We start from the raw sequence: 13,646 nt of genomic DNA, 5'->3' as shown, positions 1-13,646 counted from the left end.
TCCCGGCGGCGTTTCCGGTCGCTCGGGATCAGAGCGGGACGACCCACAGCACTCGGGTGCCGCTCGGGCGGGCGGGACCGATCTCGCACGAACCGCCGCACTGCACGGCGCGACGTTCGAGATTCGCCAGCCCGCTGCGACGAGGGGTGTCGGGGAGGCCGGTGCCGTCGTCGACGATCTCGATGCGGAAGTCCTCCTGGACCGAGACCGACACCGAGATGTTCTCCGACCGCGAGTGGCGTAGCGCATTGCTCAATCCCTCGCGCAGGACGGCTTCGGCATGCGGGTGGATGCGCATCGGGACGAGGGTGTCGATGGGTCCGACGAACTGGATGTTCGGGGTCACCGTGGAATGGACGCTCAGGTCGCCCACCACGTCGAGCAACCTCCGGCGCAGACTGCTCGATGCGGCTGCGCCGGTGGTGTGCAGATCGAAGATGGTCGTGCGGATCTCGCGCACCGTACGGTCGAGTTGTTCGATCGCGTGCTGAACCACCTCCAGGACACGTTCGGTGTCGACACCTTCTGCGGTGACGCTCTGCAGGCTCATGCCGGTCGCGAACAGTCGCTGGATGACGTTGTCGTGCAAGTCTTGTGCGATGCGGTCGCGGTCGGCGAGGACATCGAGCAGGCGCTTCTTGCGCTGCTGTTCGGCGAACTCGAGTGCTACGGCCGCGAGGTTCGCCATGGACTCGAAGCGGGCCACCTCTTCGTCGTCCCACGGTTCGGTGCCGCCCTCGCGAGTCGCGACGAGCACGCCCGGAACGGCCGAGGTCGCCGACAGCGGCAGCACCACAGCGTGTCCCACCTTGTCGGGGCCCGCCTGAGGCATGCCCTCGAGGTTGTCCACGTGCACTATCTGCCGGCTTCTGAGCGCTTGCAGCACAGGAGATCCGGTGAGATCGAAGTGTGTGTCCTCGGCCCGCGCGACCGGGGGCGCCGCGGCCTGCAGGCTGCCGTGGTGACCGTCGACGAGTACGACATATGCCCCTGCGCAGCGGGCGAGTTCGCGAACCTGGCCGGTGAGCATCGACAGTGTTTCGTCCACGGAACCGCCGACCAGCAGGCGGGCGTTGATGGAAGCCATTGCGGTGAGCCATCGCTCGCGAGCGAGTGAACCCTCGAACAGGTGCGCGTTGTCGACCGCCATACCGGCGGATGTCGCGAGCACCTTGAGGATGATCTCGTCTTCCTCGGTGAACTCCGGCGCACCGATCTTCTCGGTGAGATAGATGCTTCCGAAAACCTTGCCGCGCACCATGATCGGTGTTCCCAGGAAGCTGTTCATGGGCGGGTGGTTCGGAGGGAAGCCGATGGAGGCGCGATGCTTCGACAGGTCGCTCAGGCGGACGGGCCTGGGGTCGTTGATGAGCAGCCCGAGCAGCCCCCGGCCCTCGGGGAGATGACCCATGACCGCGCGCTGTTCGGGATCGATTCCCACGTACACGAATTCCGAGAGCCCGCCGTCCGCGGAGCGCACACCCAAGGCGCCGTAGCGCGCATCGAGGAGGGCGGTGGCAGCTGTGACGATCCGCTGCAGCATCGAGTCGAGTTCGAGACCGGAGCCCACGACGAGGACGGCCTCGAGCAATCCCCGGAGTGTTTCCGGCGTGGTGACGGTGTCGTCGAGGCGCTCGCGCAGTTCGGCGAGCAGGGTGTCGATGGTGACATCGCTCGAACGGGTCATGACTTCGCTTCCTCCAGCAGTCGCAGCGCAGCAGCCACCGCGGCTTCCGAGGGATCGGACTTCGCGCGGCTCAGGTCGTGGGCCGCGGCGGGCACCGCCACGAGGGTGGTGGGGGCGGGCACGAGTTCCGTCGCGACACGCAACTCGTCAAGAGTGCCGAAGGGGTCGCGGTCGCCGTGCACGAACACCGAGGGCATCGTGATCTTCGGCAGATGCTCGGTGCGCGCCTTCTCCGGCTTGCCCGGAGGATGCAGCGGATAGGACAGCAGAACGAGCGCGTCGGCGATGCCGGGTTCGTCGGCCGCGAGCATCGACGTCTGCCGACCGCCGTAGGAGACCCCGCCGAGCAGGATGGGCCCGGACACGCGATTCCGCAGAAATGCAGCCGCAACGGCCACCCCCTCGCGGTCCTCGGCGGCGCGGGACGGTTGCGGGGGTCCCTTGGGCTTTCTTCTCCGGAACGGAAGGTCGTAGCGCAGGGCGAGGAAACCGCGGTCAGCGAAACGGGTGCACATCATCTGCAGGATCCGGGCCTCGGAATTGCCGCCGGCACCGTGCGTCAGCGCGACGGCTCCCCGCGGAATCCCTGCAGGAACATGCAGGTGACCGCGCAGGGTGTCGGTATCCAGCGGTTCGGCGCTCACACCGATACGGTAACCGTTGCCCCGACCGCCGCGAGGTGCCCCTCCGGCGGCGCGTTCATGTTCCGCGGTGGGCCTTACGTCCCGCGGCCATGCTGCGAGGCAAGGGGCCGACATCGGCGTGGCGGCCGGGCACGAGTTCGGCATGCAACCCTCCAGGACCGGGCCCTCGGCGGGCTGCGAGTGCGTCGGCGACCGCACCGGTGACGAAGCCGTAGACACCCTTGTGGAGGACGTCGATCACCAGTTCCGAGCGTGGCCACGTCTGGGGCGGAGCCCCGACGCCGGTCGCGTTCTCGAGGATCTGATCGTTGGTCAGTCGCACGACGGTGAACTTCGCAGACGCGAGCGGCCCCCGCAGGCCCACCTCGGCCATGACCGAACGCAAGACCCCGAGTGCAACGCCCTGCCCGAAGTGCATCGTCCAGTTCAGTGCCGTCGAGTGCTTCCCGGCGGCTTCGGATGCACCCGTCAGTCGTGCAAGCACACGAGCTGGGACGTGCGAGTTCGGTCGTCCCGTGATCGCCTGCTCGATCTTCTCTCCGACCGTCATGACGGCGGCGCCGGCCGCTCCTGCGACCATGCCTTCCCACAGTGCGTTTCTCAGCATGGTCGCTCGGGTACCCGCCCCGGGATCGGAACAACCAGGTTCTCCGGACGGCACAGTGAGGACAGCGATGACCGGCGCGAGCCGACCTGTGAGTGCGCGCGACGGAATCTCGGTGCGGCACTCCGCAATCAGCGGTGCCCTGCTCGGCGTGGCACTCATGGCCGCAGTGGACGAGATCGTCTTCCACCAGATCCTCGGTTGGCATCACTTCTACGACCGATCGACACCGGCGATCGGTCTCGCCTCGGACGGCCTGCTTCACACCGCCGAGTTACTGGTCCTGGTGGCAGGATTCGCGCTGCTTGCCGATGTGCGCCGCAGGCACGCCCTTGCAGTGAGACACTTCTGGGCCGCCCTGCTGCTCGGAGCCGGGGGATTCCAGTTGTTCGACGGACTCGTCAACCACAAGGTCTTCCGCATCCACCAGATCCGTTACGACGTCGACGTGCTGCCCTACGACCTGGCGTGGATCGCGGGGGCGGTCGTGTTCCTGATCGCCGGTGCCGTCCTGTGGTGGTCGACGAAGCGGACGCCCCGAACTGCCGCGACCACCGACGGATAGACGGAGAGGAGGTCGCCGGTGCACGACCATTCGGCGCACGCGGACGCCGGACCGGGCGCTCTCGCACTGTTCGTCCTGGCTGCCGCGGTCATCGGCGTCACGCTGTACGTCGCTGCCGCCACCCGGCTCCGCAGGCGCGGGGACGCCTGGCCGTGGTGGCGTGACGCCGGTCTCGCCGCAGGTGCCGGTGCCGTCGTCGCGCCGGCGTTCGTCTCGCTGCCCGGCGGTCCGTTCACCTCCCACATGGCCTCGCATCTGTTGGTCGGCATGATCGGGCCGTTGTCGATCGTGCTGGGCAGACCCGTGACTCTGCTGCTGAGGTCCATGCCCGCAGGTCGTGTTCGCACGGGCCTGCTCACCGCTCTGCACTCGCGGCCGGCCGAACTGCTGACGGTGCCTGTCGTCGGTGCCGTTCTGGACATGGGCGGGCTGTGGGTGCTCTACCGGACCTCCCTGTTCGCCGCAATGCACGACAGCCGTGTCGTCTCGGCTGTCGTCCACCTGCACGTCTTCGCAGCGGGGATGCTGTTCACCTTCGCGATCTGCCGCCTCGACCCTCTCCGGCGCCGATACGGATTCCCGCATCTCGCGGTGGTGCTGCTCGCGGCGGGTGCGGCCCACGCGGTGCTCGCCAAGATGCTGTACGCGCATCCACCTCCGGGCACGATGTTCGAGTCGTCCGACCTGCAGGCGGGTGCCCAGTTGATGTACTACGGGGGCGATGCGGTGGGAGTGGCGATCGCCGTCGTCCTCGCGGTGCGCTGGTACGGCGAAGCCGGGCGCGCCCGATCGCGGACCGAACGGATCCTCGATCGGGCCGGTTGACCCCGGCGAGGCCGGCGATCAGACCGCGTGTGGCATCGACCATCGGCGCGGCGCCCATCTCGACGATCCGCGCTCCCGCCACGACGCGACCTATTTGAGCAGGCGCGACAGTCGCCGGTCGGCGAGAACCTTCCCGCCCGTCTGGCAGGCGGGGCAGTACTGGAACGAGCGATCGGTGTAGGAGACCTCGCGGACGAGGTCTCCGCACACCGGGCACGGTTGCCCGGTGCGGGCGTGTACGCGCAACCCCGACCGTTTCTCACCCTTGAGCCGCGCCGCGTCCTGACCGACGGAGCGGGTCACGGCGTCGGTCAGGACCGACCGCACCGCCCCGTAGAGCACGGTCGCCTCGTGCTCGGTCAGCCGGCCTGCGGTGGCGAAGGGTGACTGCTGCGCGACGTGGAGGATCTCGTCGGAATAGGCGTTGCCGATACCGGCGAGAACTTTCTGGTCGGTCAGCAAAGTCTTGAGTCGCGCGGTGCTGCCGGTCAGGAGCGCGGCGAACTCGTCGCGCGTGAGGGCGAGGGCGTCGGGGCCCAGTCGCGCGATTCCCGGCACCTTCCGCGGATCGTCGACGATCCACACCGCCAGCCGCTTCTTCGTGCCGGCTTCGGTGAGGTCGAAGGCAGGGGTGGTCGCATCCGGCGCGAACAGATGGACCCGCAGTGCGAGCGGGCCGCGCCCCAGTTTCGGTGGAGTCTGCGACGGCTCGTCGAGCCAGCGCAACCAGCCTCCCCGGGACAGATGGGTGACCAGGTGCAGGCCGGAACAGTCGATCGCGAGAAACTTGCCGAACCGCGAGGCGCCGCTGATGTCGCGTCCCTGCAGCGCCGTGATCGGGGGGTCGGCGGTCTGCAGCACACTCAGAGCCGCGACGTCGATGCGTCCGACGACGCTGCCGACCGCATGCTCGCGCAGGAACACCGCAAGTGCTTCCACCTCGGGGAGCTCGGGCATGGGAACAGGCTACGGTCGTCGGGGCCTTCTCGGGTGGCGACGAGCACGTTCGGCTCGCCGATAGACTGCCCTCGTGACTGTGCCGACGCCCTATGAAGACCTCCTGCGCCTGATCCTCGAGACCGGAGCGGAGAAGGCCGACCGCACCGGAACGGGCACCCGCAGCCTCTTCGGCCATCAGATGCGCTTCGACCTGTCCGAAGGGTTTCCGCTCGTCACGACCAAGAAGGTGCACCTGAAGTCCGTCGTCTACGAACTGTTGTGGTTCCTGCGCGGCGACTCCAACGTCCAGTGGCTGCGGGATCACGGCGTGACGATCTGGGACGAGTGGGCCGCGCCCGACGGTGATCTCGGCCCTGTCTACGGCGTGCAGTGGCGCTCGTGGCCGACCCCCGATGGGCAGCACATCGATCAGATCGCCCAGGTGATCGAGACTCTGCGCACCAACCCCGATTCCCGCCGCATCCTGGTCTCCGCGTGGAATGTCGCCGAGCTCGACAAGATGGCACTCATGCCGTGTCACGCCTTCTTCCAGTTCTATGTGGCCGACGGCAAGCTCAGTTGCCAGCTCTACCAGCGCAGCGCCGACATGTTCCTCGGTGTCCCGTTCAACATCGCAAGTTATGCGCTGCTCACCCATATGGTCGCCCAGCAGACCGGCCTCGAACCGGGGGAGTTCATCTGGACCGGCGGTGACTGCCACATCTACTCGAACCACATCGAGCAGGTCACCGAGCAACTCGGCCGCGAACCGTATCCCTACCCGACGCTGAAGCTGCACCCTCGCGAGTCGATCTTCGACTACCGCTACGAGGACGTCGAGGTTGTGGGTTACCGGCATCATCCTGCGATCAAGGCGCCGGTGGCCGTCTGATGGGCGAGGTCACTCTGGTGTGGGCCCAGGCCCGCGGCGGTGTGATCGGCCGGGACAACACCATCCCGTGGCACATCCCCGAGGACCTGGCGTTCTTCAAGGACGCGACGATGGGCAAGCCGGTGATCATGGGCCGGCTCACCTGGGACTCGCTGCCCCCGAGGTTCCGGCCGCTGCCGGGACGCCGGAACATCGTCGTCACCCGTAACGCCGAGTGGTCCGCCGAGGGCGCCGAGACCGCGGCGAGCCTCGACGACGCGCTCGCTCTCTCCCGCCACGGCGACGTGGTGGTGATCGGGGGCGGTCAGATCTACGCGCAGGCCATGCCGTTCGCGACACGGCTGCTCGTCACCGAGGTGGATCTCGACGTCGACGGCGACGCCACCGCGCCCCCGATCGGACCCGAATGGGCGGCAGAGGCAGGGGAATGGCAGACATCTGCGAAGGGAATTCGATTCCGCTGGGTCCGGTACACGCGAAGCTGAGTCCTCACGGGGGCATCTGAGCGATACTGCGGTACATGGACAAGCTCTCCTTGACCGCCATGGCACGGCAGCAGCTCAAACTCGCGGCGACCTCCAGCAGCGGGCGTAGTTCCCAGACGGTTTTCGGTGGGCATGCCAAGCACCTGCGGCAGACCGTCGTGGCATTGCTGGCGGGCCGCGAACTCGGCGAACACGACAGTCCGGGGGAGGCGACGGTGCAGGTGCTGTCGGGTCAGCTGCAGCTCGTCGCAGGCAACGACGTGTGGAAGGGGTCGGCCGGTGACCTGCTCGTCGTCCCTCCCGTGCGGCACAGTGTGAGCGCCATCGAGGACGTGGCCTTTCTGCTCACGGTGACGAAGTAGTCGCTCTCATCGGACGAGGCGCGGGGGTGGCGTAACCGCGGTAACCCTCCCACGCGAGGCGCCGCTCGCGGCGCGGATCGTGCTCCACGCGGGTAACCTCGTCGAAAATGACTGTCGCGCGGTCTTTCTCGTCGTAACGCGGCCACGAAGGCAACGGTTCGCCGTGGTGGGCGAGGCTCAACCAGTGACGCTGCATCGTGGCGGAGACAGTACGCAGTCCGCGTCGGCCGCCCAGTGCCGTGAGTGCCCGGCCGACCGGTTCGTCGGCCTGGTCGAACACCGCGAGCAACTCGATTGCGTGGGTGGCGTCGAAGCCCGTCATCTTCAGCAATCGCGGTGCGAAATCGAACCGGTACATGTAGGTGGGCGCGAAGCGGGAATGCGCCTGGGCGATCTGCACGGACGGATGCCAGAAGGTGAGGTCGCCGCCGAGATCGATCGCGGCCCGCTCGTTCGGATATCCCGGATAGGCCGCTGCGATACGGTCTTTCGCGTCCGGATCGGTGGCGGCGAACAATGCGTCGATCCGCTGCGGATCGGTGGGCAACCCATCGAGGAACTTCGGGAACAGCGCACCCTCCCGGTCGTTCGTTCCGAGCATCAGAGGAACGGGATTCGCCGCGCCCGTCTCATACGCTTCGAGTGGCTGAACCGGAACGAAGTCGCCGTCGACGACCGGCCCGAACGGATGAAGGCCGGGTGTCGCGCGCAGTACCTGCGCTCCGAGTCGCGATCCGGCGCGCCCGAGTTCGGCGGGCGAGGCATCGAGGAGCGCCTGCGCCGCCGACTCGGTATCGGCGCCGATCAGCTCGACGAACTTGCGGCCCCATTCCGCCGAGCGGTCGGCGGTGACGACGAGATTCGGTGCCGGGCTCTGCGCGATCGCGGCGGAGAACAGCCCGCTCGCAGCAGGGGTCGCGAGCAAGGTCGTCACCGAGGTACCGCCGGCGGACTCGCCGAAGATCGTCACGTTGCCGGGATCGCCGCCGAAGGCCGCGATGTTGCGCTGCACCCACTCGAGTGCCGCCACCTGGTCGCGCAACCCCAGATTCGAATCGAACCGCACCGAATCCGTCGAGAAGACACCGAAATCGAGGTAGCCGAGCGCTCCGAGCCGATAGTTGATCGACACGTACACGACGTCGCCGCGACGCACCAGCGACTCGCCGCCGTACAACGACAGTGCGCTCGTGCCGAGGGTGAATGCGCCGCCGTGGATGAACACCATCACCGGTCGCGGCGTGTGGACCTTCCCGGCCGGGGCGAGCACGTTGAGGGTCAGGCAGTCCTCGTCGGGGCGGATCCGCACCCCGCGGCGGCCGGTCGCGACCCCGCGCGGATGCTGCGAGGCCGCATTCCCGAACTGCGTCGCATCCCGCACGCCCGACCAGGGCTCGACCGGCTGCGGAGCGCGTAGTCGCAGCGGACCGACCGGGGGAGCGGCGTAGGGCAGGCCGCGCCACGCGAGAAGGTCACCGAGCCGGATACCGCGGACGGTTCCGTCGGCCGATGTGACGAGGGTCTCGGACGTCATGATTCGCCACTGTACGTGACCGGAGGTGACAGGAGACGTGTCACCAGAAACGGGGTTCGAGTCCTCGCTCGGCGAGTTCGGTCCGGACATGGGTGCGCAAGGCGGTGGTATCGGGGAAGTGTTCCTCGTCGAGGGCGACGAATGCCAGCGTGTACCGATCGGCGGTGTGGCACGCGTACACCGACAGCCGGGTCGCGGTGCGGGCCGGCCGGGTGCCGAGTCCCGGGTGCATCGCGCGCATCGCGATTCCGGTGGTGCGATACGGGCCCAAGCTGGTGAGTTCGTCGGGGACCGCGCCGATATTGGAACACAGCACATCTCTCTCGCCCGCTCCTCGGGAAGCGCGGGCTGCGAGCCGGTCGGGCAGAAGCTGCAGGATCTCGGCCGGCAGGTTGTGCGGTGCCCCCTCTCGCGGCCGGGAGTACGCGTCCGTCGCACGTGCGCGGATCGTGGAAACGGTGTCGCCTTCGTCGATGGTTATCCCCACCATCGACACGCCGTTGGAGACGGTTCCGTCTCCTCGGTCGTCGACCGGGACGGAGACGCGTACCGGGAACGGGATCCGCGCGCGTCGGGTGACGCCGGCGACCACGGCGAGCAGGAGGGAGTTCGGAGTACCGTCCGCCGCCGTTGCGGCCTTCTCCCACAGGTCGGCATCCACGTCGACGACCGCAGTGCGCGGCTGCACGCGCACCGTCCGCGGCACGGGAGGCTTCTCCGTGCGAGGCGTGTACTGCACGGCGCGCAGTCCTCGTCCGACCCGTCGGAGCAACTGCATCGCGTCGCGCACGTCCGAGCTGCGAAGAGGATCCGGCCGGCGGGGCCGGTCGGCGAGGGCGTCGGCGACTGCGCGAACGAACCCGCGTGCGTCGGTAAGGACGTGTGAGCACACGATCGACAGTGCTGTTCCCCCGCTCGCGAGGTGGGTGGCCGCGAGGGCCCAGCCGGGACCGAGTTCGGGATCGACATCGACGTTCGCGTGGGCGTCGGCCCAGGTGAGAAGCTCGTCGTCGGGAATGGGTGTCGTGGGATAGCGCAGCGGATGTACGTGCGTGTTCGGTTCGAATCGCGGGCGGGCGCCCGGTATCCGGGACCGGACCACGCGCCGCCCCAGAGGACCCTCGGACAGCACATCGTGCAGGGACAGCAACAGGGTCGCGTCGACGGTCTCGTCGGTACGCCACAACCCCTGCATGACCGACGGCAGGCCGGTTCCTTTGTGGCGGTGGAGGAACATCTCGTCCACCACACTCAATCGATTCACGGTTCCGACCGTAGCGCCGACCGTTGACCGAAGCACTGAACCGGGGTTCAATCCTTGATGTGGCATACCGGCGGACTCCCGCAGTGCAGGAACGGCTCGACGCTCAGCGCGAGGCGATCGCGGCTGCCGCGGTGGATCTGCTGAGCGAGCGCGGATACGGAGGACTGTCCGTCGCCGCGGTCGCCGAGCGGGCCTGCGTCGCAACCGGCAGCGTCTATCGGCACTACGTCGACAAGTCGGACCTCATGGTGCGGATCTTCCGGCAACTGTGCACCCGCGAGGTCGAAGCCGTGACAGCCGCGGCGGCGAGCGGATCCGGTGTACGACGTGTGAGCGCGGTGGTCGACACCTTCGCCCGGCGTGCCCTGCGCAATCCCACACTCGCCTATGCGCTGCTCGCCGAACCCGTCGACGCCGCCGTCGATGCCGAACGACTCGTGCTGCGCCGCGCGTTCGCGGCTGCTTTCGAGAGCGCTGTGAACCACGGGGTCGGCACCGGGGAGTTCCCCGAGCAGGACGTCGCACTCACCGCCGCCGCGCTGGTCGGGGCAGTCGGCGAAGTTCTCACCGGTCGACTGCGTGGCGGAGCGACCGAATCCACCGTGCCCGACCTCGTCACCCTCGCCCTGCGGGCGGCCGGGGCGTCGCCGGCCGGAACGACATCGTCTCAGGAGTGAAGCCGTGAATTTTCCCGTCACCCACGAGGTGTTCAACCAGGTTCCGGATCTCGTCCCGTATCAGGCCGCCGACGATCGTGCGCTGCTCGAAGGATTGCGCCGTGAGGGAGCGGGTTGGGCCGAGGACGAGGTCCGCGGACTCGGTGCCCTGGCCGGTACCGCGCGTAGCCAGGACTGGGGTCGTCTCGCCGACGAGTATCCGCCGGTGCTGCACACGCACGACCGGTACGGCCACCGCATCGACGAGGTCGAATTCCATCCGCACTGGCACGATCTGATGACTGTCGCCGTGGAGAACGGCCTGCACGCGGCCCCCTGGCGTGACCCGCGCCCCGGCGCGCACGTGGCCCGTGCCGCGAAGTTCTACGTGTGGGGACACACCGACGCCGGACATATGTGCCCGATCTCGATGACGTACGCGGCGATCCCGGCTCTGCGTCACAACGCCGAACTCTCGGAGCGTTACGAGCCGTTGCTGGCCGCGCCCCACTACGATTTCGGGCTGCGGGAGCCCTCCTCGAAGAGGGGTCTCATCGCCGGAATGTCGATGACCGAGAAGCAGGGCGGCTCGGACGTCCGCGCCAACACCACCACCGCCACCCCCAACGCGGACGGCTCGTACACCATCGTCGGGCACAAGTGGTTCACCTCGGCGCCGATGTCCGATCTGTTCCTCACCCTCGCGCAGACCGAACACGGGCCGTCCTGCTTCCTGCTGCCTCGGGTCCTGCCCGACGGTAGCCGCAATGCGATCCGTATCCAGCGTCTGAAGGACAAGCTGGGCAACAAGTCGAACGCCTCGTCGGAGATCGAGTACGAGAACGCCATCGGCTGGCTCGTCGGCCCGGAGGGCCGGGGCATCAACACCATCATCGAGATGGTGAACATGACGCGGCTCGACTGCGTCATCGGGTCCGCGGTGAACATGCGGGTCGCGACGTTGCGCGCGGTACACCACGCGAGGCATCGCACAGCATTCGGTGCGCTGCTCGTCGACCAGCCGCTCATGCGCAACGTCCTCGCCGATCTCGTGGTCGAATCCGAAGCCGCGACGACGATGATGATGCGACTCGCCGGGGCGACCGACCGGGCGTCCGGTGACGAGCAGGAAGCCGCACTGCGTCGGATCGCGCTGGCCGTCACCAAGTACTGGGTGTGCAAGCGGGCGCCCGCCGTGGCGGTCGAAGCCCTCGAATGTCTCGGTGGCAACGGCTATGCGGAGGAATCCGGGATGCCGCGGCTGTACCGCGAATCGCCGCTGATGTCGATCTGGGAAGGTTCGGGCAACGTCGCGGCACTCGACGCCCTCCGTGCCATGGCCCGTCGACCCGACACCGTGGACGCCTTCTTCACCGAGGTCCGGCGCGCCGAGGGTGCCGATCCCCGGCTCGACTCGGCGATCTCCCGGGTGGGCAAGGAACTCGCCGATCTCGAGGATGCCGAGTACCGGGCGCGGCGGGTCGTGGAGTTGATGGCCCTGGTTCTGCAGGGAGCGCAGCTCGTGCGAAACGGACACCCCGCAGTCGCCGAGGCGTTCTGCCGTAGCCGGCTCGACGACGACTGGGGCATCGCGATGGGGACGTTGCCGACCGGCGTGGACACCGCCGCCGTCCTCGAGCGGATCTGACGCCCGGGCGATCCTGCGTCGTCGTCACGTGTCGGAGGCCGAAGGCATACTTGGACTACGTCCTCCGAGGAATCGCCCAGCGGTGGAGGCCTGATGATCGGCAGTAACGAATGGTGGGAGTGGGGTCGGCAGGTCGCACTCGCGGTGACCGAGCCGCATGCGATCCACCGTGCCCGCATGATCGTGCGCGGCGTCATCGCCGAATCGGAAGCAGTGAGCGACAGCCGCCTCGGTGACGCCGAGATCCATTCCGTCAATCTCGCGCAGGGCACACCGGTGACGATGAGTCCACGCCTCGCGTCGATGGTCCGGTCGGCATTGTGGGCGGCGCGGATGACGGCCGGCGCGATCACTCCCGTCGACTCCGACGACGCATCCGTGGACGTCGGCGCGATTCCGCCGATCCATCCACTGCCGACCTACCGCGACGTGCAGGTCGAGGGAGATACCGTGCTCGCGCCGTTCGGTGTGAGTCTCGAACTGGGGGCGACCGCGGTCGCCGACACCGTCGACTATGCCGCGGCGCTCGTTGCGAGCCTGCTCGAATGCGGGGCGCTCGTGCGTGTGGGCACGGTCATGGCCACCGCCGGTCCTGCCCCGGCCGGGGGATGGCAGGTGCCTCTCCCGGACAGGGGCGCCGTCGAGTTGCCATCCGGATCGGCGATGGCGTCGCACACCAGCGATGTCGCCGATCCGGAGCAATGGCGCATCGTCAGCGTCATCGCTCCCGACGCGGTGTGGGCCGACGCAGCCGCAGCCACGGCAGTGCAGCGCGGGATCGGCGCGCTCTCGTGGCTCGAGCAGTACGACCTTCCTGCGCGTCTCGTCGACTCACACGGGCGGGTGCGTACCACGACTGCCTGGTCCGACCCGAAGGCCGCCTGACCGAGCGCGTCACCCTCCGGCGCGCATGGCGCGGTAGATGTCGATGAGGTGGTCGGTGGAGGCATCGCCGGTGTCGGGGGTGTCGTCGCCGGTGAGCACGGCCTGCAGGGCGGTGGCCTGAGCCTTGCCGAGTTCGACGCCCCACTGATCGAACGAATCGATCCCCCACACCACCCCCTGCACGAACACCTGATGCTCGTAGAACGCGATGATCTGACCCACCACCGACGGCGTCAGCTCCGGAGCCAGGATCGTCGTCGACGGCCGATCACCGGGCATCACCTTGTGCGCCACCAACACCTCCTCCACCCCCTCGGCCCGCACCTGCTCGGCGTCGCGCCCGAAGGCCAGCACCTTGGCCTGGGCGAACATGTTCGCCAGCAACAACACCTGCATCGACGTCCGCCCGTCCCGCGCCATCAGATCCTCCGGGCTGCGGGCCAGGCCGAGGAAATCGACCGGGACGATCTCGGTGCCCTGGTGCAGCAACTGGAAAAACGCATGCTGCCCGCCCGTGCCCGGCTCCCCCCAGAACACCTCCCCGGTCGGGCACCTCACCGGTGCGCCGTCGGCGCGCACCGACTTGCCGTTCGATTCCATCGTCAGCTGCTGCAGATAGGCCGGCAACCGCGCCAGATCCTGGGCGTACGGCACCA

General features: G+C 68.2%; 14 protein-coding genes and 1 pseudogene. 8 read left to right on the top strand and 7 right to left on the bottom strand.

Going from position 1 to position 13,646, the window contains the following annotated elements; genetic code table 11:
* Positions 1-28: 28 nt before the first annotated feature.
* Genes ABZ789_RS02145 through ABZ789_RS02135 form a run of 3 tightly spaced genes read right to left on the bottom strand, consistent with a single transcriptional unit; the run spans position 29 to position 2,938 of the window.
* A complete protein-coding gene (locus ABZ789_RS02145; RefSeq protein WP_358418274.1) occupies positions 29-1,687 on the bottom strand; it encodes a GAF domain-containing protein in 1,659 nt (552 codons plus the stop codon).
* On the bottom strand, positions 1,684-2,331 hold the full coding sequence (locus ABZ789_RS02140; RefSeq protein WP_358418271.1) for an alpha/beta family hydrolase: 648 nt from the start codon (positions 2,329-2,331) through the stop codon (positions 1,684-1,686). The genes ABZ789_RS02145 and ABZ789_RS02140 overlap by 4 nt, the downstream gene beginning before the upstream one ends.
* 55 nt (positions 2,332-2,386) lie before the next feature.
* Positions 2,387-2,938 (bottom strand): hypothetical protein, encoded by a 552-nt coding sequence (locus ABZ789_RS02135; protein ID WP_358418268.1) that lies wholly within the window; start codon positions 2,936-2,938, stop codon positions 2,387-2,389.
* Between the two features lie 67 nt (positions 2,939-3,005).
* On the opposite strand from ABZ789_RS02135, the gene ABZ789_RS02130 reads away from it, so the two are divergent.
* Both ABZ789_RS02130 and ABZ789_RS02125 read left to right on the top strand, forming a co-directional pair.
* A complete protein-coding gene (locus ABZ789_RS02130) occupies positions 3,006-3,500 on the top strand; it encodes a DUF2243 domain-containing protein (RefSeq protein ID WP_358418265.1) in 495 nt (164 codons plus the stop codon).
* Between the two features lie 18 nt (positions 3,501-3,518).
* A complete protein-coding gene (locus ABZ789_RS02125) occupies positions 3,519-4,325 on the top strand; it encodes a cytochrome c oxidase assembly protein (protein WP_358418261.1) in 807 nt (268 codons plus the stop codon).
* Positions 4,326-4,415: 90 nt separating this feature from the next.
* Here the strand turns inward: ABZ789_RS02125 and ABZ789_RS02120 are convergent, their stop codons facing one another.
* Complete coding sequence (locus ABZ789_RS02120; protein ID WP_358418258.1) at positions 4,416-5,282, bottom strand: DNA-formamidopyrimidine glycosylase family protein; 867 nt, start codon at positions 5,280-5,282, stop codon at positions 4,416-4,418.
* A gap of 73 nt (positions 5,283-5,355) precedes the next feature.
* On the opposite strand from ABZ789_RS02120, the gene ABZ789_RS02115 reads away from it, so the two are divergent.
* Genes ABZ789_RS02115 through ABZ789_RS02105 form a run of 3 tightly spaced genes read left to right on the top strand, consistent with a single transcriptional unit; the run spans position 5,356 to position 7,003 of the window.
* Complete coding sequence (locus tag ABZ789_RS02115; protein ID WP_358418255.1) at positions 5,356-6,156, top strand: thymidylate synthase; 801 nt, start codon at positions 5,356-5,358, stop codon at positions 6,154-6,156.
* Positions 6,156-6,641, top strand: coding sequence for a dihydrofolate reductase (locus ABZ789_RS02110; RefSeq protein ID WP_358418252.1), 486 nt, complete (start codon positions 6,156-6,158; stop codon positions 6,639-6,641). The genes ABZ789_RS02115 and ABZ789_RS02110 overlap by 1 nt, the downstream gene beginning before the upstream one ends.
* A gap of 35 nt (positions 6,642-6,676) precedes the next feature.
* Positions 6,677-7,003: a cupin domain-containing protein gene (locus ABZ789_RS02105; RefSeq protein WP_358418249.1), complete on the top strand. Its 327-nt coding sequence runs from the start codon at positions 6,677-6,679 to the stop codon at positions 7,001-7,003.
* On the opposite strand, the gene ABZ789_RS02100 is transcribed toward ABZ789_RS02105, so the two are convergent.
* Together ABZ789_RS02100 and ABZ789_RS02095 are read right to left on the bottom strand one after the other, a co-directional pair.
* Positions 6,987-8,537: a carboxylesterase/lipase family protein gene (locus tag ABZ789_RS02100; RefSeq protein WP_358418246.1), complete on the bottom strand. Its 1,551-nt coding sequence runs from the start codon at positions 8,535-8,537 to the stop codon at positions 6,987-6,989. The two genes, ABZ789_RS02105 and ABZ789_RS02100, sit on opposite strands and share 17 nt — an antisense overlap.
* 40 nt (positions 8,538-8,577) lie before the next feature.
* Positions 8,578-9,801 (bottom strand): hypothetical protein, encoded by a 1,224-nt coding sequence (locus ABZ789_RS02095; RefSeq protein WP_358418244.1) that lies wholly within the window; start codon positions 9,799-9,801, stop codon positions 8,578-8,580.
* Positions 9,802-9,860: 59 nt separating this feature from the next.
* Between ABZ789_RS02095 and ABZ789_RS02090 the strand changes: the two genes are divergently transcribed.
* The 3 genes from ABZ789_RS02090 to ABZ789_RS02080 all read left to right on the top strand — a co-directional run bounded on the left by ABZ789_RS02090 (position 9,861) and on the right by ABZ789_RS02080 (position 12,990).
* Positions 9,861-10,478 (top strand): TetR/AcrR family transcriptional regulator, encoded by a 618-nt coding sequence (locus ABZ789_RS02090; RefSeq protein WP_358418241.1) that lies wholly within the window; start codon positions 9,861-9,863, stop codon positions 10,476-10,478.
* 4 nt (positions 10,479-10,482) lie between these two features.
* Complete coding sequence (locus ABZ789_RS02085) at positions 10,483-12,105, top strand: acyl-CoA dehydrogenase family protein (RefSeq protein ID WP_358418238.1); 1,623 nt, start codon at positions 10,483-10,485, stop codon at positions 12,103-12,105.
* A 93-nt stretch (positions 12,106-12,198) separates the two neighbouring features.
* Positions 12,199-12,990, top strand: coding sequence for an FAD:protein FMN transferase (locus tag ABZ789_RS02080; RefSeq protein WP_358418235.1), 792 nt, complete (start codon positions 12,199-12,201; stop codon positions 12,988-12,990).
* Between the two features lie 9 nt (positions 12,991-12,999).
* On the opposite strand, the pseudogene ABZ789_RS02075 reads toward ABZ789_RS02080, so the two are convergent.
* Positions 13,000-13,646 (bottom strand): annotated as a pseudogene (locus tag ABZ789_RS02075) (glucose-6-phosphate isomerase); the annotation flags it as partial.

The sequence above is a fragment of the Rhodococcus sp. NPDC047139 genome, assembly GCF_040643435.1.
In the GTDB taxonomy this organism is placed as follows: Bacteria; Actinomycetota; Actinomycetes; order Mycobacteriales; family Mycobacteriaceae; genus Rhodococcus.
Note: the sequence above shows the minus strand (reverse complement) of the source record. Positions and strands in the feature narration are given on the sequence as shown.

Coding starts and splice junctions, on each gene's coding strand:
- ABZ789_RS02145 (WP_358418274.1), bottom strand. CDS start 1,687: ATGACCCGTTCGAGCGATGTCACCATCGACACCCTGCTCGCCGAACTG.
- ABZ789_RS02135 (WP_358418268.1), bottom strand. CDS start 2,938: ATGCTGAGAAACGCACTGTGGGAAGGCATGGTCGCAGGAGCGGCCGGC.
- ABZ789_RS02130 (WP_358418265.1), top strand. CDS start 3,006: ATGACCGGCGCGAGCCGACCTGTGAGTGCGCGCGACGGAATCTCGGTG.
- ABZ789_RS02120 (WP_358418258.1), bottom strand. CDS start 5,282: ATGCCCGAGCTCCCCGAGGTGGAAGCACTTGCGGTGTTCCTGCGCGAG.
- ABZ789_RS02110 (WP_358418252.1), top strand. CDS start 6,156: ATGGGCGAGGTCACTCTGGTGTGGGCCCAGGCCCGCGGCGGTGTGATC.
- ABZ789_RS02105 (WP_358418249.1), top strand. CDS start 6,677: ATGGACAAGCTCTCCTTGACCGCCATGGCACGGCAGCAGCTCAAACTC.
- ABZ789_RS02100 (WP_358418246.1), bottom strand. CDS start 8,537: ATGACGTCCGAGACCCTCGTCACATCGGCCGACGGAACCGTCCGCGGT.
- ABZ789_RS02080 (WP_358418235.1), top strand. CDS start 12,199: ATGATCGGCAGTAACGAATGGTGGGAGTGGGGTCGGCAGGTCGCACTC.